This window comes from Kurthia gibsonii, assembly GCF_006539985.1.
In the GTDB taxonomy this organism is placed as follows: domain Bacteria; phylum Bacillota; class Bacilli; order Bacillales_A; family Planococcaceae; genus Kurthia; species Kurthia gibsonii.
Genome location: NZ_BJOB01000030.1, coordinates 1 through 23,798, shown reverse-complemented (window position 1 = coordinate 23,798; position 23,798 = coordinate 1). Strand labels below are relative to the sequence as shown.

The window sequence follows — 23,798 nt, the reverse complement described above, 5'->3', positions numbered from 1 at the left end:
CTTTTTTTCTATTCTTCATCACTTAATACTTTATTAGCATCTCGCTCTTGAATTAACTGACTGTCAATAATCTCCGTTTTTTCATCTACCTTTTTGTAACGATATTGTCCATCAGCTTCTAATACACGTGCCTTACTATTATCTTGCAATTGGAGTTTTACCACGTGCATAATCCGCTTTTTAATCCCTGTATCAAATATTGGGAACAGAATTTCAACACGCTTAATCATATTACGTGTCATCATATCTGCTGAAGATAAATAGATTTTATTTTCACCATTATGATGGAACCAATAAATACGAGAATGTTCTAAGAAACGTCCTACAATACTAATCACTGTAATATTTTCACTTACACCTTTAATTCCTGGTTGTAAGCAGCAAATACCACGAATGATGAGATGTACTTGAACACCTGCAATTGACGCTTCATACATTTTCATAATTAAATCTTTATCGGTTAATGAATTCATCTTTGCGTAGATGCGTCCATTTCCATGTTTTTTATGATATTCAATTTCTAAATCAATCAAACGAATGAATTCTTCTCGAATATCGAATGGTGATACGACCAAATGATGATAATGTGGTTTTTCTGTATAACCACTTAAATAGTTAAAGAAGTTTGTCGCATCAATACCAAGTTTTTTCTTCGTCGTAATAATTCCCATATCCGTGTAGATTTTAGCTGTTGCATCATTGTAATTACCTGTACCTAAATGAATAAAACGTTCAATTCGTCCTTGACGTTTTCGAACAACGAGTGTTATTTTCGAATGTGTTTTTAAATTATGCATACCATAAATAACTAAACATCCTGCTTGTTCTAATTGTTTCGCCCAAAGTACGTTATTTTCTTCATCAAAGCGCGCTTTTAACTCAACTAATACAGTCACTTGCTTACCATTCTCAGCTGCTAACTTTAATGCTTGGATGACAGGTGAATTGCCACTTACACGATACAATGTTTGTTTAATAGCTAACACATTTGGGTCTTTTGCTGCCTCTGTTACGAAATCAACGATTGGTGAAAACGATTCGTATGGATGATGGAAAAATAAATCTTGCTTTAATGCTTTTTCAAAAATATTATCGTCTGAACTTACATCCTGTGGTGGTTGTGGGATAAAACTTTCATATTGTAAATCTTCTCGTAAATCACCCACTACTTTACAAAACGAAAATAGATACGTTAAATCTAAAGGTCCCTTAATATTAAAAACTTGTGCATCCCAGTCATCCAATTCGCGTATTAAGAATTGTAATACATTCTCTTGCATTTCTCCTTTGCGCACTTCAACACGAGAAACACTTCCCCACTTACGCTTTTTTAATTCTTTTTCGATTTCCGTCAATAGGTCGCGTGCACCTTCTTCGTGAATCGTCAAATCAGCATTACGTGTTAACCGGAATGATTGCACAGATTGTACTTTAAACCCTTTAAATAAAATATCAATATTGTGCATAATCACTTCTTCAATTAAGATCACCTCCATTTTACCATTGCGTTTTGGTAAACAGATAAAACGATCCAGCACTGCAGGCACCTGAACAATTGCTACTTTTTTCTGCTGTTCTTTTCCGCCATGTTGATCTTCTAACATAACAAGTAAATTATGTGTTTTGCTTAGTAAAGTTGGGAATGGTCGATATGCATCTACTGCAATGGGTGTTAATACTGGGAAAATAATTTCTTCAAAGTATTCTTTTACATAGCTCAACTGTTCTTCGTCTAAATCTTTCATCTCATGAATAAAAACTTTCTCTTTTGGTAATAGTTCTTTTGTTAGTTGATGATAGACTTCCATTTGACGATCGACTAACTCTTTTGTTTTTTGTTCAATTGCTGCTAACTGTTCTTTCGGTGTCAATCCAGCTTTGTTTTCTGGCTTATTAAAACCTGCGCGTACTTGATCTTGTAATCCCGCTACACGCACCATATAAAATTCATCGAGATTTGAACTAAAAATAGCGATAAAACGTAAACGTTCAAGTAACGGATTACGTTCGTCTTCCGCCTCTTGTAGTACCCGCTCGTTAAACGCAAGCCAGCTCAATTCACGATTGTTATAATATTCTGGTGAAGCAATTTTTTTATACTGTTCTTCTGTCATCTAAAATCCCTCCTACACAAAATGTAAAACAACATCTTTTTTGACGATACGTTCAAAATGCTTTTTTTGCTTATTTCCTTGATATTTTTCTGCTAATGGATAACCTCTAGTTTGAATTTCTAAATCTAATACCTCAGGTGTTTCTTCATTAATTTCAATAACAATATCTGTAACAATGCTTCTTTTAGAGGCATCGAGTGCATAAATTAGCTTTAATAAAGCGCCTAAACGAATGAGCATTTGCACTTCTTCTTTTGTAAACCAGTCTTCAAACGGTTTTAAATACGTATAAAAAGAGTCTTTATTTTTATACGACGCAAGCAATGCTAAACGAACCCGTTCTTTATGATTAAGTCCATTAATTGAGCGGTTTGATAATAAATAGAAGGTATGCTGACTTGCTGCATCTTGTTCTAAATATTCACCAATCATATAAACTTTCGCACCTTGATTTAAGATATAAATTTCTTCTTCAGAATAATCCCACAATTCATGACGACATAATTCTCGATACATAAGTTCAGCAATACGCGCATGATGTAAAATTTGATTTTCTGACTTTCCAAACTCTGATGCTAAGTATCGAGCATTCGAACGAAAGACATCTGTACGGTCAAATGCTAAAGGATATTCTTTTAAAATGTCTGAAATAACAATTCCTTCTCGTAAACCTTTTCGACTTAGTTGGAATTTTTGACTATCGACAACATGCATAAGCGCACGGAATACTTCTGCTACTGGTCCAATAATATCAGCTCGATCTGCCGATAATTCATCCATCTTTTTTAACTCGTTATATGTTAACGATGAAATCTCATCATTAATCTCATTAAAATCAGCTAACGACATACGATATTGGTGAACACCTGTTAGAGGATAGTTCTTACGACTTTGATCCATTTTCGCCATACTTCTCGCACTTCCACTAATGCCGACAACAGGTACTTTTAAATCGTTCAACCATGTCACTTCTTTGAATTGTTGTTTTGCAAAATGATACACTTCATCATGTTCTCTTTTCGTCATTGTATCGCTTTGCATAAACTGTCTTTTTAACGAAACCGAACCGAATGGTAAACTAATCGCATGTTTTAATTCTTTTTGTTCATAGTACGTAATTTCTGTACTACCCCCACCTATATCAATCGTGACTGCTGAAGGTGTAGAAATCGTATTGGCAACTGCAAAATAGCCATAATACGCTTCATCTTGTTCAGATAGTAACTCGATTTGTATCCCTGTTTCCTCGTACATCTTTTTTATAATTTCTTGATTATTTTTAGACTGACGCAAAGAAGCAGTAGCAACCGCGCGATAATGTTCAATTCCGTAATCTATAAGCATTTCTTTAAAAGAATGTAGTAAATTCAGTAACTTTTGAATTCCTTGTTCATTCAAATAACCTTCTTCTGTAATATCATTTCGTAATCGCGCTACAGATTTGATGTTCATTAATTCTTTTAAACCACTTATTTTGGAATATTGATAAATAACAAGGCGAATGGTGTTCGATCCAATATCAATTACAGCTCTTTTTCGTTTTGTCATATGAAGCACATCCTTTTATTTTTTCGTTTCCTCTATACTTATAGATTAATAGTTGGTATGATAACTTATATTTATTATAAATTTGAATGGTCAGAATATTCCACCAATATCATGATGAATTCATTTTATTTGAAAGAAAGGTGACAATATATGGTTGAAAAATATAATACAATGCAAATTGCTCAGGCCATTTTCACCATTAATAAACATGCTAAAACAGCACCCGATAATCGTTTTTTATATATGCTAAAAAAACAAGCAATTCAAAAACTAATCGAACAAAAACAAGCAAAGAAGATTGGACTTCACTTTGTGGAACGTCCACGCAATAGCCAACAACAATCTTCTGTATTAATTGCATGTGGGGATTACTACTTCCATACTTTACCCGAAAAAGATGACTTTAAAGAACTTCCTCATTTAGGACATTTAGATCGTACATACCGAAATCCACCTTGCCGTATGAGTTTAAAGCAGGCAAAAAGTATATTGATTCTTTTTACGGATATGAAAATAGAAAATCCAAAGCCGACCATACCAGCTAAAAAGAAAAATAATTTACATGTGCATCGTACAAGTTACTTTTATGGTCATTAAAAAAGCAGACTGTTCCTACGTTTATTCATCTACTAAGATGTATGTTTCGTAAGAATTGTCCGCTTTTCTTTAATTAGAGTACAAATTGATCAACAAATTGAATTAGTTCTGCAATTTCAGGTTTACTAATTTGTGCATTCGCACCTACTCGTTCCCCTTTATGCTTCAAGTCGTCTGTAATTAAACTTGAGAAAATAATAACAGGTACATGCGCTAATTTAGCATTTTCTTTGATTTTCTTCGTTAAATGGTGACCATCCATTTGAGGCATTTCAATATCTGTTACAACGAGCTGAATTGTATCTTCAATATTCCCTGCTTCAGATGTTGCTTCTAAAAATGCATAGGCATCTTTACCATTTTCAAAGAATTCTAAATTTACGTATCCCGCTTCATGCATCGTATCATTTAATAGTTTACGAAGTAATGGTGAATCTTCCGCAATTAGAATGCGTTTTTCTGAGCGATTACGCTCACCCAACTTTTTAACCGAATTCACATTAATACCTGTTTCAGGATTAATTTCTAAAATGATTCGTTCAAAGTCGAGTAGTAGTAGCATTGCATCATCACGTTTGATCACACCAATGACTTGTGAGGTACCATTTTGATACATATCTGATGGCTTCTCGATCTGTTCCCATGAAATACGGTGAATCATTGAAACATTGTCGACATGGAATACTACACGCTGTTTATTAAATTCAGCGACGATATATTTATGCTGATTGCTGCGCTCAGAGTGTGTTAGACCCAGTACACGCTTCATATCAACAACGGGTAGTACTTCGCCACGCAATTGAATAATTCCTTCTACATATTCATGTGCATGTGGAATGAATGTGACAGGTATTGGCTGAATAATCTCTTTTACTTTAATTACATTGATTCCAAATTTATTTGAACCGACCTCAAACTCAACAATTTCCAGTTCATTTGTACCACTTTCTAATAAAATTCCTTTTGATTTCATGCTTTGTCGTCCTCCATATACGTTAATATTAAAACCATTGTACCATATCGAACGATAGTCAAATAGACTTGAGTTAGATAGTTTTAAGTTTTTTCATATGGATAATTAGACCAATAAGTGTCATAACCACTAATGATAATAAAGCAATCCTACTGGCAACAGCACCTTGAGAACGTAGCATAAAGGTAATGGAACCATAAATGGCTGGCCCAATAATAGCAGAAATTTTTCCTGAGAATGCAAATAAGCCGAAAAATTGACCTTGTTTTTCTTTTGGTGATAGTTCAATAATATACGTTCGTGACGTCACCCAAATCGCACCGAGAGAGATACCAAAAAAACTACCTGCAATCCAAAACATCCATTGTTCTGTTGCGGCGGCTGCGATGATTAATGCAATAACCATTAAGAGAGCAACATACGTCACTGCTCGATTAGCACCTGATTTTTTTGTAATATATCCAAAGGCAAATGAACCGATAATCGCTGCGACTGTGGAAACTAAATAAAGTAGAATAAACTGCCCTGATGTGAATGCTAAAACTGCTGCAGCATATACTGCCATCATTGCAATCGTTGTAGCAAGTGCATCATTAATGAAAAAGTATGCAATCATAAATTTAAAGATTGTACGATGTTGGCGCATTTCTTTAAATGTTTGAATAATTTCTTTATATCCTGTTAAAAAACGAACTTTTTTTCTATTTTCCTTTGGTATCGGTTGATCACGATTAATAAAGAATAGCGGTAATGAAAATAATAAGTATAAAGTAGCTGTTGGAATAAAGGCACGTGCATAGTTGCCATCATTCACAAGTAAGTACACGAGTAGACCGAAGATGGTGCCAAGATAACCGACTGCAACACCAAAACCAGAGATAAGCGGCATATCTTCCGATTTTCCTAAGTCGGGCATCATTGCATCATAAAAAACAAGACTCGAATTATAAAAGAATTTTGCAATGACAAAACAAATGACGACAATAAATAGGCTTAGCGGAACGCCACCCATCGTCGATTGTAAGTTCATTTCACCAAAAACCCCCATCATAAATGTAAAGAAGATGGATGTAGAGGCGAACCAGACAATGACTTTTTTCTTATAACCCGTTTGGTCAATCCATACGCCAAACAGGGGTGAAAAAATAACGAGTAATAAACTCGCTACTGCGTTTGCATATGAGATAAAAGTACTTGCTAGTTGCTGTTTTTCTTCATTCGTTCCTAACACTTCATCCATATAAAAAGGGAAAAATACGGTGTTAATATTCGATGAAAAAATGGTATTTGCAAAGTCATACAGAGCCCATGAAATAATGGGTAATGAAGCATAAATCGCCCATGAAGAGCTTCTTTTACGTTGTTTTGCTTCGATATTCTCCGCCTCCTCTTTCATATTATTTCATAATATTTCATATTAATGTTTATTTATGGCTATTATTTACAATATATTCACATTTTATTTACAAAAAAATGAACACCTAACAAATGGAGTTCATTTTTTTGATTTTCTTCCTATATAGTATTCTTTAATTATTCATCAGTTTTTTCCTTTCGCCATGAATAGACGAACCACCATACAGAACAGGCTATATAGTAACAAAACATGGAGAGCATCGCTATTTCTACATGAACCCATTGCTCATTAAATTGCGTGTAGATGATGAAACTCCCTACATATAGGAGAGGAATTACAATAAATAACACTGCAAATCCCATAAGAGATGGTGTTGAGTTACTTTTTTTCATTTTCTTCTCCGTATTTTTTCTACGATTTGTAGTATTTGATAATAGTCTGTGTTCCTTTTTCTTGAAGTCCTTGCTCTGCCAATTCATCATACATTTTCTTCGCTAGTTGTAAGCCTGGTAGTTGTAAATCCATTTGTTCGGCTTCTTCTAAAGCAATACGCATATCTTTTAAAAAGTGCTTAACATAAAAACCTGGCTCTAAATCGCCTTTAATCATGCGCGGTGCCAAGTTACTTAGAGACCATGAACCTGCTGCTCCTGCTGAAATAGATTGAAGAACTGTATCTAAATCTAATCCTGCACGTTTACCATATACAAGCGATTCTGCTACACCAATCATATTTGTCGCAATGGCAATTTGATTACACATCTTCGTATGTTGTCCTGCTCCTGCTAAACCTTGATAGACGACATTTTGACCGAATACTTCGAAAATTGAAAGCGCACGTTCAAATGCTTCTTTTTTTCCACCAACCATAATAGATAATGTACCGTTCTTCGCACCGACGTCTCCACCAGATACGGGCGCATCAAGTGCGTCAATATGACGTTCTGCTGCAAATGTTGCAATCTTTTTAGCAAGTGTTGGTTGAGAAGTAGTTAAGTCAATCACGAGTGTCCCTTCTTTTGCTGTTTTAAAAATTCCTGTGTCACCGAAGTAAACTTCTTCTACATCAATCGGATCGCCAACCATCGTGAAGACAACTTCTGAATTTTTTGTAGCATCTGCAGCTGTTTTATGCCAAACAGCACCTTCTTCTATTAAAGTTTGTGCTTTTGAAGCCGTTCTTGTAAAGATGTGGACTGCATAACCTGCTTGTAATAAGTGATGTACAATACTTGCGCCCATTACACCCGTACCAATAAAAGCTACATTTTTCTTTGTCATATTTGAACATCCTTTCACCTTTGATTTCTTTAGTATACCGAATCTAAGCAAAAAAAAATAGCAGATAGAGTTATCTGCTAAAGAAAGGGGGAAATGAGATTGTTGCTGTGTTCTTAAATATAGTTCCACCCTTTTGAATATTTTAAACCCACATTTTTAAAATTTCTTCATTAATGGATATCATAATCAATTGATTTAATTTTCATTTCGTACTCTGTGCCTACTTGTTGGAGCTGATAAAGATTAAGTAGATCATCTAGTTTTCGACTTAAACGAATTGTTTCTGCATTCAAAAAACCTTTTTCTAGTCCACATTGAATCATTTTTTCGCGTGTTTGTTCTAACTTTTTTAATACTACTTCCGACATTATCTTCACCCCACCTCTCGTAACCACGTTCATTATTATACTAGTATTCCCAACTTTTCGGAAATGAAATTTTCGACACCATTCGACATTTTAACTTCTTTCTTTTTCTAAATATTCATAGACAACTTTTCCACCTTGTTGCGCTATCCCTCGAAAACGCTTAAAATCTTCTCTTTCTACGATTAATTCTCTAAATTCATAAAAATCATTTTTACTGACTTCTATTTTCTTTATTTCACCATTAACTAATTTATTTATCATTTCTGGTATATTTTCCATTGTAAAAACTTCCTTTTTTAATTTTTTTTATTTCTTAGTAAATTATTTTACATTTCGAACCTTTTCATGCAAAATGTAAGTAATTAGAAATTGAAGGGAATGTTGCATAATGAAAATCGCAGATATCGGCAATATCATCGAATTCCACGACGGTTTAAGAGGACGAGTTGAAAAAGTAAACGAGAACTCTGTTATAGTAGATTTAACGATTATGGAAAACTTTCGCCACCTTGATTTAGAAGAAAAAACAGTAATTAATCATAAACGCTACAAAATTGTAAATTCAGGTGTTCCGCTTTAATGAACTACATGATACACTAAAGCCGTTCTTTTTAACATGAAGAATGGCTTTTTTATTTGGAGGTGATTAGATGATACAACGTGCAGACAAAACGACACTTTTGCTTTTTGCCCTTATTGTATTAATCATTATGATTATTTCTTTTCAGTATACACCCATTTTTTGGTTTAGTTATACTAATTTGCTTGGAATTGGAATTATTTTCGCTTTTTTCTTTGGCAATCTGATGAACAAACAATCTTTACCTCGTTCACTATTCATTGGGATTCCAATTGGTGTAATTGGCTATTTTACTGCAATAAGTATTTATAACATACTCGCATACATTTCACCAGTTGCTTTTCAAAATGTGAAGGAGCTACTTGAAATCTATTCTCCTACTGCCATCTGGCAATATGCTGCATTACTTATTGTTATTGTTTTAGGGGAAGAAATGATTTGGCGTGTATATTTACAGCAAGAATTAAAAAAGATGGTCTCAAAAAAATGGGCTGTTCTGATATCAGCAATTCATTTTGGATTACCTTTACTCATTTGTGGTTTTTATATAGGAGCCATTGCGGCATTCTTATCGGGTATTATTTTCGGAGGATTATATGAATGGCTGAAAAGTTTACCGATAGTTTTCATTGCACATATAACAATGGTAATCTTCCTTTTCCTTTTATTCCCACTCACTTGATTTCTTTAAACATTATTTAAAATAAAAAGCTGAGAGTCTATTCTTATGACTCATCAGCTTTTTATGATTAATAAGATAAATCTTTAATCGACAATCCTAATTTTTTCAATAGTTGAATCGCTTGTTCTTTTTCCTCGCTTGATAAGCCATTCGTCAACTCATGCAGCTGCTGTTCATGGCGTGGGAATAATTCTGCCATGAATGCTTCGCCCTCACTTGTAATGTCTGCATATGTAATGCGACGATCGGATGGACAAGCCGTTCGTGTAATATAGCCACGCTTCTCTAACTTGTCGACAACATATGTAATCGAGCCACTCGCAAGCAAAATTTTCTGTCCAATCACTTGTAGTGGTTGGCGTCCTTTATGATATAATAGCTCTAACACTGCGAATTCTGTCGGATTTAATTTATTCTCTTGAAAAAATTGATTCGTTACTTCGTTAATTGCCTTATGTGCGCGCGATAGCACAATATATAACTTTAAAGACTGCTTTATTTCCTCAGAAGCCATCGTCTCTCATCCTTTTCTTACATTTCATTTCATTCATTATATCTGTTTAGCGATTTGATTGTCAAAACACGATATTTTCACGCAATTTATTTCTTAAAAGATTCATTTGTTGTATGACCTTTTCACTGTTACAATTAACATATTCTTTTTAGAAGGGGAGTTCTAATTGAATATTCTATTAGCAACATTGAATGCAAAGTACATTCATACTAACACCGCAATCCGCTATTTAAAAGCGTATGCACAGCCTGAGTTTGATCCTGCTCTTGCTGAATTTACAATTAAAGATCCATCGTTTAATATCGTATCTGATATTTTTCAAAAAAAACCTGACGTTGTCGGATTCAGTTGTTACATTTGGAACATTGAAGAAACAATTCGTGTCATCCGTATGTTGCGTAAAGTGAGTCCACATACAAAAATTATTTTAGGTGGACCTGAAGTATCCTATGATGTTCATGACTGGTTACATCGCTTAGATGGACTTGTGGACTTCATTATTATGGGCGAAGGTGAGCATTCCTTTAAACAGTTACTACACCATCTAAACGGTGACATTCCGTTAGAAGATGTACCAGGTATTTGTTATTTACTAGATGATAAAATGAAAATCCACGCACAGCCTCCAAAGATTGATTTACGTGAGCTACCAAGTATTTTCCGCTTTGAAGAAGACCGCGCAGAAATTCCAAAACGAATTGCCTATGTTGAGACATCTCGTGGCTGTCCTTTTAGTTGCCAATTTTGTCTTTCTTCTATTGAAGTGGGCGTTCGTTATTTTAACCGCGAAAAAATCAAAGACGATATTCGCTATTTAATGGACCAAGGCGTTCGTACGATTAAATTTGTTGACCGTACATTTAACATTAGCCGTAGTTATGCAATGGATATTTTCCAGTTCTTAATTGATGAACATCAACCAGGTGTTGTATTCCAATTTGAGATTACAGCGGACATTATGCGCCCTGAAGTCATTCAATTCTTAAACGAAAATGCACCAGCTGGATTATTCCGTTTTGAGATTGGTGTACAATCGACGAATGATGAAACGAATGATTTAGTAAAACGTCGCCAAAACTTTGAAAAGTTAGCGCGTACTGTCACGATGGTAAAAGAAGGCGGAAAAATCGACCAACATTTAGATTTAATCGCTGGCTTACCTGAAGAAGATTACAATAGTTTCCGTAAAACATTCAATGATGTATTTGCGATGCGTCCTGAAGAATTACAACTAGGCTTCTTAAAGTTACTTCGTGGGACTGGTCTTCGTTTACAAGCTGAACAATACGGCTACGAATATGTCGATATGGCTCCATACGAAATCTTCGCGAACAATGTACTCGACTTCGATGATATTTTACGAATCAAACAGACCGAGGATATTTTAGAGAAGTATTGGAATGATCATCGTATGGACCGTACACTCGAATATCTGGTAACACATGTATTCGAAACACCATTCGACTTCTTCCAACAATTCGGTACGTATTGGGATGAACAGGGCTGGTCGAAAATAGGTCATCAATTAGAAGATTTATTTAAACGTTTATTACAGTTCTTAGAATCATGTAATGAGCCGAAACTACCGATTGTGAAGCAAATTATGCAATATGATTATTTATCAACACAAAAATTCCAACCTCGTAAACCTTGGTGGGAACAAGCGATTGAAAAAGATGAATTAAAAATGATTTATGCGCAACTAAAAGAACGCCCTGAAATTGCAGGAGATGCCTTTGTTGCACTTGGTTTAAATGAAAAGGAATTGTTTAAACATACCTTCATTTTGCCATTTAATATTTCAATCGATTCGCTTGAACAAGCACATGCAACAAAAGAAGAAGGCTACTTAGTCACAACATTCCAAAAAGATGGTACACCACTATTTTCTAAAGTTGTGAAAGATGCTATCCATTCAATGTAACCAAAAAAGACAATCCACAGTTTAATGTGTGGACTGTCTTTTTTATGCTTTTTTCATTAACCGATAATAACGCGCTCTTTCGGATAGTGATATTTCGGTTTTTCACTCTTACCACCTAATGAGTATAGGAATGAAATTAAGCCGACACGTCCAACGAACATGAGAATCATAATAATGACTTTACCTGGTGAAGAGAGGTCGCTCGTAATACCTAGAGACATACCACACGTACCGAACGCAGATGTAATTTCAAAAATGATTTGCAATAATGTCGCATTTTTCTCTGTTAATAATAAAATCATCGTAGATACAAGCACCATCGTTGTTGCTAAAATAATAACAACATAGGAGCGAAATACATCAATTGTATAAATTTCGCGTCCAAACACTTGAATGTCGTCTTTTCCACGTGCAAAGTTAATGAGGAATAGTACAGCGATGGCAAAGGTCGTTGTTCGAATCCCCCCACCAACAGAGCTTGGGGACGCACCAATGAACATCATAAAACTTAAAAAGATATTCGTTGTATCCGTAAACTGCGCAACATCGAGCGTTGTTAAACCAGCCGAGCGCGTGGATACGGAATGGAACATACTTGAGAACAGCATTTTATGCCACGACATATCTTTAAACGAATTAAATGCCTCGACAATTAAAATGACAAATGTACCGACTAAAAATAAAATAGCATACGTTGTTGTTGTAATTTTTGTGAATAAAGAAAAACGGAATTTTTTCGGGTCTTTATTCATTAAGAAATATTTCACTTCAATTAGTACAGGGAAACCAATCGCACCAAGTGTAATTAAAATCATATTAATCGTTTGTACGAAATAGTCATCTGCATACGGTGCTAGTGACTCTCCTGTAATATCAAAACCACCGTTCGTTGTCGCTGATACGGCAGCAAATACTCCATGTAACAGTGCTTTTAAAAATGTATCGTAATACTGTAAAAAATACAGTGTTAAAATAAGCGCTCCTACCAATTCAATGACAAATAAGTTTTTAATAATCTCTTTAATTAAATTAACAACGCCCGATAAATTATATTGGTTGTGGTCAACCATGATTAATTGACGTTCACGCAGACCAATTTTCTTACCGACAATTAACCAAACGAATGTACCAAGCGACATAATACCGATTGCGCCTAATTGTAGTACGACGAGTAGCATGACGATTCCAAACGTTGTGTAAGTCTCACTAATATTGAATACTGTCAGACCTGTTACACTTACAGCACTCACAGCTGTAAATAAGCTATCTAATAAGGAAACATGTACGCCTTCTTTATGTACGCCAGGCAAAATAAGTAATACGAATGATATTGCAATAGCAATAAAATAATATGACACGATTGCTTGGAACGGTGTTGAGCGTTTACTAATGTCTTTCGCAGTGCCCATTCTCATCGATCCTCTCTATTCATAATCCTCTATACATTAAATCAATTTTACAACTACCTATTGTAACGCACTTTATTTGGTTAGAAAACTTTTTTATTTATCCTATTTTTTCGTATTTTAACATCTTATACCCTTCTATATATCGTTTATATCCTATCAAAAAGAAAAGAGGCTAGGAATACACCTAACCTCTTATCCAGTATTTCTGTATTACGATGTGTGGTCTTGCTTTTTCGCACCACGTACACCTGTAATGTAACCAATCACTGCGATTCCTACTAATACTGTCCAGAAAATTAATTTCCAAGCAGTAGAGTGTGGGAAGTGCTCATCTAAAATTTGTACGTTTGGATGTGCAAGTGTCATAACCGTTAATTTTACACCAACCCAACCAACGATGACGAACGCTGCTGTTTCAAGTTGTGGATATTTTTCAAGAATTTTAACGAACCATTGTGCTGCAAATCGCATGATGACAAGACCGATTACACCACCAAGGAACATGACAATGAACTGACCACCGTTGATTCCACCAATTGTGAAATCACCTAAAGCTGGTAATGTAACAGCTAAAGCAACTGCTGCTAACATCGAATCAATTGCGAACGCGATATCTGCTGCTTCAACTTTTACGACGGTCATCCAGAAACCAGATTGTTTTTCCGGCTTCTTAACCGCTTCATCTTCTGGATCTTTTTTCTTCTTCGAGTCATAAATGTGCTTAATTGAGATGAATAGTAAGTAAGCTGCACCTGCTGCTTGTACGAACCACCAGTCGACAATTAATGTAATCATGAATAAGGCTAAGAAACGGAATACGAATGCTCCAAGTAATCCGTAGAATAAAGCTTTCTTTCTCTGAGCTAACGGTAAGTGTTTTACCATAACCGCCATAACAACCGCGTTATCAGCCGCAAGTAAACCTTCTAAACCGACAAGTACAAGTAATACCCAACCATACTCTAATAATATTTCCATATAGGTTCCTCCTTTTGCTACAAACAAAAAAGACCCATACCTAAAAAATAGGCAAAGGTCTCACTTAGCAAATTTAAATGCTCTTGTAACCGATGGCTTTTGACCATGTATTGACGACTACAAGTGTAGAACAAAAATTGTTCTATAGCTACTCCCCTTTGACAACTGTCAAAGTCTTATTCGTTTGTTTATAGGAATAGTATAACGGATTTTAAGTTTGCTGTAAACTTATTTTGCTTCTAACGAATGTTTAGCTCTTTTAATAATTGTTCTACACATTCCTCTACACTATACTTCTCAGAATTAAGAACAATCTCAGGATTCAATGGTTCTTCATATGGAGATGAGATGCCTGTAAATGATGGAATCTCTTGTTTACGTGCCTTCTTATACAATCCTTTCGGGTCACGTTCTTCACATGCTTCAATTGAACACTTGACATATACTTCGATAAATTCGCCCTCACCTACTAAGTCGCGAACAGTTTGACGATCTTCTCGAAATGGTGAGATGAATGCAGTTAATACATATTGACCGCTATCAATAAATAATTTTGCTACTTCTCCAATACGACGAATATTCTCTTTTCGCGCTTCATCACCAAAACCTAAATCGCTATTTAAACCTTGGCGGATATTATCACCATCAAGAACATACACTTGGCGATTCAAATCAAATAAACGACGAGAAAAGGCATTGGCAATCGTTGATTTACCTGAAGCTGATAAGCCTGTAAACCATACAATTTTCCCTTCGTATCCGTTCTTCTGTTGACGTTCTTCTTTTTGAATGGCGGCTTCATGCCATGTTAAATTTGTACTCATTCTGCTACCTCCTGCTTCATACCACGAATTAGCACTTCGACAACTTCTTTACGACTAAATGTCGGTGGTGGTGTAATACCATTGCGCAACATTTCACGTACTTTTGTTCCTGACAAAATAATATGGTCTTTTGCATCATGAGGACATGTTTTTGTTGTTGCCATTCCTTCACATGCCGAGCAGTAGAAGCTATGTTCAAATTTCAGCGGTGTAATACCTAATTCATCATTGGTAAATTGTTCAAAGATAATTTGTGCATCATACGTACCATAATAATCACCTACACCGGCATGATCGCGTCCTACAATGAAATGTGTACAACCATAATTTTTACGTACAAGCGCATGGAAAATTGCTTCACGTGGGCCAGCATAACGCATCGCAGCTGGGAAAATACCTAATTGCACACGATTTGTTGGATAGTATTTTTCTAATAATACTTCATAACTTTCCATACGAATCGTAGCTGAAACATCATCTGATTTTGTTTCGCCGACAAGTGGATTTAAAAATAGACCGTCAATCGTTTCAAGAGCTGCTTTTTGAATATATTCATGCGCACGGTGGACAGGATTACGCGTTTGGAATCCAACGACTGTTTTCCAGCCTTTTTCCGCGAAAATTGCACGTGTCTCAGCTGGTGTAAACGTATAATCTGCAAAAGCAGGTTGCTGACGCTTCGTTAAAACGACAGGTCCTCCTACATATACAGCTGGACGTTCAAATAACTTACGAACACCAGGGTGGTTTTGATCATCTGTTCCATATACATGACGCGCTTCTTCTTCTTTATTCGGTACATAAATCGACGCAATCTCAATCGCGCCATATGTTTCACCTTGATACACAAGCTTTGCCTCGTCACCCACTTGTAATGTTTTCGCTTGCTCATCTGAAATTGGTAATGTAATTGGAATACTCCATACTGTACCATCTGCTAGACGAATATTTTTCACAACCGATTGGTAGTCTTCTTCATTTAAAAACCCTTCGATTGGACTATAGCCACCAATGCCGATTAATTCTAAATCACTTAATGCAATCGCATCTAATTCAATCGTATGTTGAATATGTGCTGTTTGGTATTTTTCATTATAACGATTTACTAAAGTCATATTCTTTCTCCCCTATCCGTGTAATCCACACTCTGTTTTTCCTTTACCCTGCCATCTTCCTGAACGTAAATCATCCATTGTAAAGGCTGGAACTGTACACTTTTCACAACCAATTGATGGATAACCTTGGTCATGCAGTATGTTGTATGGTAAATCATATTTGGATACATAGCGCCAAACATCTTTCCATGTCCAATGAATAAGCGGGCAAATTTTGGTTGATTTAAAACGAGGATCATCATTTACAAACTCTGTTTTAGCACGCGTTTCAGATTGTTCGCGGCGCAAACCTGAAATCCATGCATCAGAAGCCTGTAGTACTTCTTGTAATGGTTCAATTTTACGGATATTGCAGCATTGATTTGGTGCTGTTTTCCATAATTCATCCCCATACTCACTCGCTTGTTGTTCTAATGTCAGTGTTGGTTTTTTCAATTCAATTTGTAATGTTGGATAACGTTCTTTTGTACGTTCAATCGTTTCATATGTCTCTTTGAAATGAAGGTCTGTATCAAGGAAAACAATTTTTGCATCTGGTTTTACTTGTGCAATTAAATGAATGAGGACAATCCCTTCAATACCAAAACTACATCCATAAACTAATTTGTCACCATATGTTTCATATGCCCATCTTAAAACTTCCAATGCCCCTTTTGTATCTGTGTCTTTTGAAAATGGGGGCGGTGTTATTTCGGCTTGTGTCATATAGAACACTCCTTTCTAGTAAACGAAAAGGCGATTCAACCTACTATGTGCTAGTTAGGTTGAATCGCCTCCAGTTTTCTGGTTAGCTTTTCTTAAATGGAGTATATCATGTAATTCCGATAAATAAAATAGGTTTTTTGTAAATTCTTAGTTGACTTGTAGGGAATATGTGTTTATCGTATAACTAACAAAGTTAGCTGATCAGACAAACTGAAGGCTGTACACGGTAGGATTCGTGTGCAGTTTTCAGTTTTTTTTGAAGGAGGGATTTATACATGAAAAGAAAGAGTTTGCTTTTGATTCTTACTATCTTCTTATTAGCAGGTTGTTCGTCAAAAGCTTCGGAGAAAGAAATTCAGTTGTTAAACGTTTCCTACGATCCAACACGCGAACTATATCAAGGAATCAATACAGCATTTGCGAAAGAGTGGAAAGAAAAAACAGGACAAACTGTAACCATTCAGCAATCTCACGGAGGTTCTGGTAAACAAGGACGGGCAGTCATCGACGGGATTCGAGCAGATGTTGTCACGCTTGCACTTGCTTATGATATTGATGAACTGACAAAACATCGAGAACTCATTTCACCAAATTGGCAAAGTGCGCTCCCTGACCATTCGGCTCCTTACACATCGACGATTGTCTTCTTAGTCCGAAAAGATAATCCGAAAAAAATTCAAGACTGGTCTGATTTAATTCGCCCAGACGTTTCAGTTGTCACACCGAACCCTAAAACATCAGGTGGGGCGCGTTGGAATTACTTAGCAGCTTATGCATACGCAGAAAAATATGAACAAGAAACAAACCTAACACCATTTGAGTTCATGCAAAAATTGTATGGGAATGTCGATGTACTTGATTCAGGAGCACGCGGGTCTACTACGACTTTTGTAGAGCGTGGGATCGGTGATGTACTCATCACGTGGGAAAATGAAGCCTACTTGTCATTAAAAGAGTTAGGTGCAGATGAATTCGAAATCATTACTCCTTCTCTTAGTATTTTGGCGGAACCACCTGTTACAGTTGTCACAAAAAATGCGAAAAAGCGTGGTACGGAAAAAGTCGCAACTGCTTATTTAAAATTCTTGTATACAAAAGAAGGTCAAGAAATTGCAGCAAAAAATTTCTATCGACCTCGTAACCCAGAAATTTTAAAGCAATATGAAAAACAATTCCCACCACTTCAACTTGTTACGATTGAAGACTTTGGTGGTTGGCAAAAAGCACAAAAAACACATTTCCAAGACGGTGGTTTATTCGACAAAATTTATCAATAAGAAAGTGGTGATTAAATGGCTTCACTTACAGCAAAAAAACAAAAAGCTTTTCGACTTCCGGGTTTTAAACTCTCATTCGGCTTCACAATCTTTTATGTTAGTTTATTAATTTTATTACCGTTATCGATGATTCTTCTGCATTCGCTTCAATTGACATGGGGAGAATTTTGGACGATTATTTCAGATCCGCGTGCCGTCGCCTCCTATAAGTTAACGATTGGTGCATCACTTGTGGCAGCGCTTATCAATGTCGTTTTCGGTACGATTATTGCATGGGTTCTTGTTCGCTATACATTTCCGCTTAAGTCTTTAATGGACGGGCTTGTTGATTTACCTTTCGCATTACCAACAGCTGTTGCGGGGATTGCGCTAACAGCTCTTTATGCACCCAATGGATGGATTGGTCAATTTTTCGATTTCAAAATTGCTTTCACACCGCTTGGTATTATGATTGCTCTTACGTTTATTGGACTGCCTTTTGTTGTTCGTACAGTTCAGCCTGTACTTGAAAGCTTTCGTATTGAGGAAGAAGAAGCTTCAGCTAGTCTTGGTGCAAATCGTATGCAGACGATTCGTCACGTCATCTTCCCTACACTTATTCCAGCAATTTTGACAGGCTTTACTTTAGCTTTTGCGCGTGCATTAGGTGAATATGGTTCGGTTGTTTTTATCGCTGGTAATATGCCCATGAAGACAGAGATTACACCATTATTCATCATGACAAAATTAGAACAATATGATTATGTAGGAGCGACTGCCATTGCTTCGGTTATGCTAATTGGTTCATTCTTCTTTTTACTCACGATGAATATCATTCAATGGCTCATTCAACGTAAATATACAAAGAGAGTAGGTGCATAATATGACAGAGAACGTACTCGAACAACCACATACTTTACCAAAAGTGAAGATAGATTCACCTACGAGTGAACCGAAGTGGATTCGCCGCTCATTAATTACGATTAGTGTACTTTTTTTATCTCTTTTCTTATTATTACCGCTTGTCATGATTTTTATGACAGCTTTTCAAAAAGGTGTAGATGTCTATTTAGCATCCATTACGAATAGCGAGGCGCTTTCTGCTATTCGACTGACATTCCTTGTCGTATTAATTGTTGTACCATTGAATACATTATTCGGTGTACTGAGTGCATGGCTTATTTCAAAATATCATTTTAAAGGTAAAAATATACTTTTAACGCTCATCGATTTACCCTTTGCTGTGTCACCTGTGATCGCCGGTTTAATTTTCGTCTTATTATTCGGCGCACAAGGATTATTCGGTGAATGGTTGCTTGAGCGAGATATCTTTATTATTTTCGCACTACCTGGCATTATTTTAGCGACCTTGTTCGTGACGGTTCCTTTTGTTGCGCGTGAACTCATTCCACTTATGCAGGCACAAGGGCAGTCAGAAGAAGAAGCTTCACATTCACTTGGTGCAAATGGTTTTCAGACCTTTATGCGTATTACACTTCCGAAAATTAAGTGGGGCTTATTATATGGTGTGATTCTATGTAACGCGCGTGTCATTGGTGAATTTGGTGCAGTATCCGTTGTATCTGGTCACATTCGCGGCTTAACGAATACGATGCCCCTACACATCGAAGTTTTATATAACGAATACCAATTTACAGCAGCATTTGCGGTGGCATCACTCATGTCGCTACTCGCACTCGCAACAATCATCGCAAAAAATATCATCGAATGGCGTACGAAGGAGGTTTCTAAATGAGTATTGAGTTAAGAGAAATTGATAAACATTTCGGACAGTACCATGCACTACAAAAAATTTCACTATCGATTCAACCTGGTGAATTAGTCGCTTTATTAGGTCCATCTGGTTCTGGGAAAACAAGCCTTCTTCGAATTATCGCTGGGCTTGAAACGTTAGATGAAGGAACGATTCTATTCGACCAAAAAGAAGTTGTACATCTTAGCGCGAAAGAACGAAATATCGGTTTTGTATTCCAACATTATGCTTTATTTAACCATATGACTGTTTTTGATAATGTCGCATATGGTTTAAAAGTAAGACCGAAAAAACTACGTCCATCTAAAAAAGAAATCGAGGATAAGGTAATCGAGTTACTCTCGCTTGTTAAATTAGAACATTTTGCTAAACGCTACCCTTCGCAATTGTCAGGAGGTCAGCGCCAACGTGTCGCTCTTGCACGCGCACTTGCCGTTGAACCAAAAGTGTTACTACTCGATGAACCATTTGGCGCACTCGATGCGAAAGTAAGAAAAGATTTGCGTAGATGGCTACGAAAACTGCACAATGACTATCATATTACCTCTATTTTTGTAACACATGACCAAGAGGAAGCACTTGATGTAGCCGATCGGATTGTTATTATGAATGAAGGTCGTATTGAACAAATCGGCTCCCCTGTTGAAGTATATGAAAATCCTGCTTCACCGTTCGTTTATGATTTCCTGGGAAATGTGAACCTCTTTAAAGGAAGATTACGAAAAGGCGAACTCATTAATGGCGACTTCTCATTCAAAGTTCCAGGGTCTAACCTTGATTCCGAACAAGAAACAGTTGGTTATGTTCGTCCACATGATGTCGCAATTGAAAAAGAAGTAAGACCGAATACAGTAAAGGCAACCGTCCTACATATTCATCCAATCGGTGCGACAATTCATATTGAATTACATCGACCTGATACGAATGACTATTTAGAAGCAGAAATTACAAAAGAATTCTTCACTCAACTTGCCATTGAAAAAGGTGATACAGTCTACATCCATCCAAAACAATTAAAAGTATTTGTGCCTGAAGACTTTTCAATCTAATAAAAAGTCCAAATGTTTGAGTAATCGGTAAAATACCGACACATCATACATTTGGATTTTTTAATAAACCACTTTATTTTTACCAGTATTTTTACAGATATATAAATTTTGATTAGCTGCGTTAATTCTTTCATTCACAGTTGCATATTGTGTTTTACATTCATGTGTTGCGACTCCAATACTCACTGTAATAAGGCCATAATCACTCGCAGCTTGTTGTAAATTTTGATATGCAATACGAGATTTTATTTTTTCAGCGATTGCTGTAGCTTGTTCGTTTGAATAGTTCGGTAGCACAATGGCGAATTCTTCTCCTCCATAGCGTGCTAGAACGCCTTCTTTTGGTACGACTTTAGACATTTCACTTGCAAGATATTGCAATAATTAATCCCCTTCAATGTGTCCGTAAAAATCATTGTACTTTTTAAAATCATCCACATCTAAGATTAACATGGAGAGCGAAGCATGTTCTTTGATTACTTCCGCAAATGCTTTTTCCATATATTCATTAAAATAATGTCGATTGCCATTAGTTGTCCTACAAAACAGCTTGGAATCTTGATATATGTAGAAAATGTTGCAGAAGCATCGTCTCGATTAAATAATTGACTGAATTCAATTGGAATTTTTGTAGTTGGCAATATTATATACGCTTGTTTCATCTCATTTGGCGTACGAATACCTTCAATATACCTCCAATCACCTTCCAAAGATGCCTTATTTTGTTGTGCCAAATATGTATTCAAATTTACATCGTGTACTTCTTTTTCAGAACTACTGGCAGTTGAAGGATCAATCAAGAATATGAAACAGATTAAAAAAATAGCATATAGCTATCTGTAATTCATGCAGTGCCCTCCAGTTCATATCTATTTATTTTTATTAATATGTTAATAATCCCTTACGAAACACACATCAGTTGAAAAGTGTATTTTTTCAGTTCATTTTGAATTTTTTCATTTATTAAGTATCTTATTACTATTTTCTTCAATTATACGGTAATTATTTTCCTTTTTGTGTATGAAAAACACAAAAAAAAAACCACCCTTGGAAAGGATGATTTTTAAAATAATTTCATTGTAATATACAGTCCTAGTAATGTTACAAGTAGAATTGGGATTGTACAAATAAACCCAATCTTTATGTAACGAATCCAAGAGATTTGAATCCCTTTAAGTGACAATACATGAAGCCAAACCAATGTTGCAAGTGAACCAATTGGTGTCATTTTTGGGCCTAAGTCCGAGCCAATTATATTCGCATAAATGAGTGTATCTCGAATAACAGGTGTCGTATTCACTTCTTGAATTGCTAATGACTGAATCATAACAGTTGGTAAATTATTCATAATTGCTGATAAAATAGCCGATAAGAATCCCATACCAATTGTTGCGACGAATAATCCTTGATCTGCTAACCACTGAATCCATGTTGCAACGCCATGTGTCATTCCTGCGCTCCCTAGTCCATACACGACTAAATACATTCCAATCGAAAAGAATACAATATTCCAAGGAGCCATTTTAATTACTTTTGTTGGACTTGAAAAACGGTATACTTTCATTTGAATAAGCAGAATGAATGCAACTGCTAAAACAATAAATGACACAGGAATACCTGTCCATTCACTCGAGAAGTAACCAATTAATAATAATAGTGACATCCACCATGATTGTTTAAAAAGGGATTGATGACGAATCGCATCTTTTGGTTCTGAAATTTGCGTTGCATCATATGTACGCGGAATCGCCTTTTTAAAATACCATAGTAAAACGATGATTGTTGCAAGTAGTGAAAAAAGGTTCGGAATAATCATATGAAGTGCATATTCTGCAAAACCAATTGAAAAATAATCTGCGGCAACAATGTTTACTAAGTTACTAATAACAAAGGGTAATGACGTCATATCTGCAATAAAACCACTTGCGATAATAAACGGGAAAATCATTTTTTCTTTAAAATTCAAATTACGCACCATCGCTAAAACGATTGGTGTCAAAATAAGAGCTGCTCCGTCATTCGCAAAAAATGCGGCAACAACTGCACCAAGTAAACAAATGTAGATATACATGCGAATACCATGACCACGAGCCAACTTTGCCATATGACGCGCTGACCATTCAAAAACACCGATTTCGTCAAGAATGATTGAAATCATAATAATACCGATAAATGCAAGTGTTGCATTCCACGTAATACCGACAACCGACTTAAAGTCCTCCATATTCACAATACCTAATAAAAAAGCAATTGCTGCACCGGCACAAGCTGACCAGCCAATCCCTATATTACGTGGTTGAACAATGACAAAAAATAATGTCACGATAAATAATAGTAAAGCAATCCAAAAATCAAACATAATTTCCTCCTACCTATTTTGAACACGATGATGGAATCGTAATAGGTTCTAATTCATCTAGTACAGCTTGTATGACAGGTGATAATGAATCTACTAAACGATAGTAGCGCCAAGCCCCTTCTTTTCGCTCTTGAATAATAGATGCGTCTTTTAGTTTTTTCAATTGCTGACTGACAGCAGGTTGTGAAATTTGTAGTAATGGTACAAAATCACAGACACAACATTCTCCATTTTTTAAAGCGGCAAGTAATTTTAAACGATTGGCATCGCTTACTGCCTTTAGCTGTTGAATGAGTTGTTCTTGATTCATCTAAACCCTCCTTACATAAGCATCAACTTATATATTATATGAAAAATCTACTTTTTAAAAGAGATTCAAATAAAAAAGAGG

General features: G+C 35.9%; 24 protein-coding genes and 1 pseudogene. 8 read left to right on the top strand and 17 right to left on the bottom strand.

Annotated features, from left to right (window positions below):
• Positions 1 to 8: 8 nt before the first annotated feature.
• Both KGI01_RS09670 and KGI01_RS09665 read right to left on the bottom strand, forming a co-directional pair.
• The gene (locus tag KGI01_RS09670; protein WP_141274518.1) at positions 9 to 2,114 is read right to left on the bottom strand and encodes an RNA degradosome polyphosphate kinase; all 2,106 of its coding nucleotides are present in this window, start codon (positions 2,112 to 2,114) and stop codon (positions 9 to 11) included.
• A gap of 12 nt (positions 2,115 to 2,126) precedes the next feature.
• On the bottom strand, positions 2,127 to 3,662 hold the full coding sequence (locus tag KGI01_RS09665) for a Ppx/GppA phosphatase family protein (protein WP_068455270.1): 1,536 nt from the start codon (positions 3,660 to 3,662) through the stop codon (positions 2,127 to 2,129).
• A 150-nt stretch (positions 3,663 to 3,812) separates the two neighbouring features.
• Between KGI01_RS09665 and KGI01_RS09660 the strand changes: the two genes are divergently transcribed.
• Positions 3,813 to 4,259 (top strand): YkyB family protein, encoded by a 447-nt coding sequence (locus KGI01_RS09660; RefSeq protein ID WP_068455273.1) that lies wholly within the window; start codon positions 3,813 to 3,815, stop codon positions 4,257 to 4,259.
• Between the two features lie 73 nt (positions 4,260 to 4,332).
• Here the strand turns inward: KGI01_RS09660 and KGI01_RS09655 are convergent, their stop codons facing one another.
• From KGI01_RS09655 to KGI01_RS09635, 5 genes are all read right to left on the bottom strand, one after another.
• The gene (locus KGI01_RS09655) at positions 4,333 to 5,232 is read right to left on the bottom strand and encodes a chemotaxis protein (RefSeq protein ID WP_141274517.1); all 900 of its coding nucleotides are present in this window, start codon (positions 5,230 to 5,232) and stop codon (positions 4,333 to 4,335) included.
• A gap of 73 nt (positions 5,233 to 5,305) precedes the next feature.
• Positions 5,306 to 6,628: an MFS transporter gene (locus KGI01_RS09650; RefSeq protein ID WP_141274516.1), complete on the bottom strand. Its 1,323-nt coding sequence runs from the start codon at positions 6,626 to 6,628 to the stop codon at positions 5,306 to 5,308.
• A gap of 372 nt (positions 6,629 to 7,000) precedes the next feature.
• Positions 7,001 to 7,870: an NAD(P)-dependent oxidoreductase gene (locus KGI01_RS09645; protein WP_141274515.1), complete on the bottom strand. Its 870-nt coding sequence runs from the start codon at positions 7,868 to 7,870 to the stop codon at positions 7,001 to 7,003.
• Positions 7,871 to 8,040: 170 nt separating this feature from the next.
• Complete coding sequence (locus tag KGI01_RS09640; protein ID WP_068455285.1) at positions 8,041 to 8,238, bottom strand: aspartyl-phosphate phosphatase Spo0E family protein; 198 nt, start codon at positions 8,236 to 8,238, stop codon at positions 8,041 to 8,043.
• 90 nt (positions 8,239 to 8,328) lie between these two features.
• Positions 8,329 to 8,517, bottom strand: a complete 189-nt coding sequence (locus KGI01_RS09635; RefSeq protein ID WP_087682387.1) for a protein YkzS — start codon at positions 8,515 to 8,517, stop codon at positions 8,329 to 8,331.
• Between the two features lie 109 nt (positions 8,518 to 8,626).
• Here KGI01_RS09635 and KGI01_RS09630 point away from each other — a divergent pair, with 109 nt between their 5' ends.
• A complete protein-coding gene (locus tag KGI01_RS09630) occupies positions 8,627 to 8,818 on the top strand; it encodes a YkvS family protein (RefSeq protein ID WP_068455291.1) in 192 nt (63 codons plus the stop codon).
• 70 nt (positions 8,819 to 8,888) lie between these two features.
• On the top strand, positions 8,889 to 9,500 hold the full coding sequence (locus KGI01_RS09625; RefSeq protein ID WP_141274514.1) for a CPBP family intramembrane glutamic endopeptidase: 612 nt from the start codon (positions 8,889 to 8,891) through the stop codon (positions 9,498 to 9,500).
• Positions 9,501 to 9,567: 67 nt separating this feature from the next.
• Here KGI01_RS09625 and KGI01_RS09620 read toward each other — a convergent pair whose 3' ends face one another.
• Entirely contained in the window at positions 9,568 to 10,014 is a 447-nt protein-coding gene (locus KGI01_RS09620; protein WP_141274513.1) for a MarR family winged helix-turn-helix transcriptional regulator, read from the bottom strand.
• 166 nt (positions 10,015 to 10,180) lie between these two features.
• Here KGI01_RS09620 and KGI01_RS09615 point away from each other — a divergent pair, with 166 nt between their 5' ends.
• The gene (locus KGI01_RS09615; RefSeq protein ID WP_141274512.1) at positions 10,181 to 11,938 is read left to right on the top strand and encodes a B12-binding domain-containing radical SAM protein; all 1,758 of its coding nucleotides are present in this window, start codon (positions 10,181 to 10,183) and stop codon (positions 11,936 to 11,938) included.
• Between the two features lie 56 nt (positions 11,939 to 11,994).
• Here the strand turns inward: KGI01_RS09615 and KGI01_RS09610 are convergent, their stop codons facing one another.
• The 5 genes from KGI01_RS09610 to KGI01_RS09590 form a co-directional block, all read right to left on the bottom strand.
• Positions 11,995 to 13,347, bottom strand: a complete 1,353-nt coding sequence (locus tag KGI01_RS09610; RefSeq protein ID WP_087682385.1) for a TrkH family potassium uptake protein — start codon at positions 13,345 to 13,347, stop codon at positions 11,995 to 11,997.
• A gap of 210 nt (positions 13,348 to 13,557) precedes the next feature.
• Positions 13,558 to 14,325, bottom strand: a complete 768-nt coding sequence (locus KGI01_RS09605; RefSeq protein WP_141274511.1) for a TerC family protein — start codon at positions 14,323 to 14,325, stop codon at positions 13,558 to 13,560.
• Between the two features lie 239 nt (positions 14,326 to 14,564).
• The gene (gene cysC, locus KGI01_RS09600; RefSeq protein ID WP_141274510.1) at positions 14,565 to 15,149 is read right to left on the bottom strand and encodes an adenylyl-sulfate kinase; all 585 of its coding nucleotides are present in this window, start codon (positions 15,147 to 15,149) and stop codon (positions 14,565 to 14,567) included.
• Entirely contained in the window at positions 15,146 to 16,264 is a 1,119-nt protein-coding gene (gene sat, locus KGI01_RS09595; protein WP_141274509.1) for a sulfate adenylyltransferase, read from the bottom strand. The genes cysC and sat overlap by 4 nt, the downstream gene beginning before the upstream one ends.
• Positions 16,265 to 16,276: 12 nt before the next feature.
• Complete coding sequence (locus tag KGI01_RS09590; RefSeq protein WP_141274508.1) at positions 16,277 to 16,969, bottom strand: phosphoadenylyl-sulfate reductase; 693 nt, start codon at positions 16,967 to 16,969, stop codon at positions 16,277 to 16,279.
• Positions 16,970 to 17,244: 275 nt separating this feature from the next.
• On the opposite strand from KGI01_RS09590, the gene KGI01_RS09585 reads away from it, so the two are divergent.
• From KGI01_RS09585 to KGI01_RS09570, 4 genes are read left to right on the top strand one after another with little or no spacing between them, the layout of a single operon-like run.
• Entirely contained in the window at positions 17,245 to 18,246 is a 1,002-nt protein-coding gene (locus KGI01_RS09585; protein ID WP_141274507.1) for a sulfate ABC transporter substrate-binding protein, read from the top strand.
• A gap of 15 nt (positions 18,247 to 18,261) precedes the next feature.
• Positions 18,262 to 19,107, top strand: a complete 846-nt coding sequence (gene cysT / locus KGI01_RS09580; RefSeq protein ID WP_068455320.1) for a sulfate ABC transporter permease subunit CysT — start codon at positions 18,262 to 18,264, stop codon at positions 19,105 to 19,107.
• A 1-nt stretch (position 19,108) separates the two neighbouring features.
• Positions 19,109 to 19,981, top strand: a complete 873-nt coding sequence (gene cysW / locus KGI01_RS09575) for a sulfate ABC transporter permease subunit CysW (RefSeq protein ID WP_141274506.1) — start codon at positions 19,109 to 19,111, stop codon at positions 19,979 to 19,981.
• On the top strand, positions 19,978 to 21,048 hold the full coding sequence (locus KGI01_RS09570; protein WP_141274505.1) for a sulfate/molybdate ABC transporter ATP-binding protein: 1,071 nt from the start codon (positions 19,978 to 19,980) through the stop codon (positions 21,046 to 21,048). Before cysW ends, KGI01_RS09570 begins: the two co-directional genes overlap by 4 nt.
• A gap of 60 nt (positions 21,049 to 21,108) precedes the next feature.
• On the opposite strand, the pseudogene KGI01_RS09565 reads toward KGI01_RS09570, so the two are convergent.
• The 4 genes and pseudogenes from KGI01_RS09565 to KGI01_RS09545 all read right to left on the bottom strand — a co-directional run bounded on the left by KGI01_RS09565 (position 21,109) and on the right by KGI01_RS09545 (position 23,717).
• Positions 21,109 to 21,549, bottom strand: a pseudogene (locus KGI01_RS09565) (GGDEF domain-containing protein).
• Positions 21,525 to 21,794: a hypothetical protein gene (locus KGI01_RS09555; protein ID WP_141274502.1), complete on the bottom strand. Its 270-nt coding sequence runs from the start codon at positions 21,792 to 21,794 to the stop codon at positions 21,525 to 21,527. Before KGI01_RS09555 ends, KGI01_RS09565 begins: the two are co-directional and overlap by 25 nt.
• 317 nt (positions 21,795 to 22,111) lie before the next feature.
• A complete protein-coding gene (locus tag KGI01_RS09550; protein ID WP_141274501.1) occupies positions 22,112 to 23,407 on the bottom strand; it encodes an arsenic transporter in 1,296 nt (431 codons plus the stop codon).
• A 13-nt stretch (positions 23,408 to 23,420) separates the two neighbouring features.
• Positions 23,421 to 23,717, bottom strand: a complete 297-nt coding sequence (locus KGI01_RS09545; RefSeq protein WP_141274500.1) for an ArsR/SmtB family transcription factor — start codon at positions 23,715 to 23,717, stop codon at positions 23,421 to 23,423.
• Positions 23,718 to 23,798: the final 81 nt, after the last annotated feature.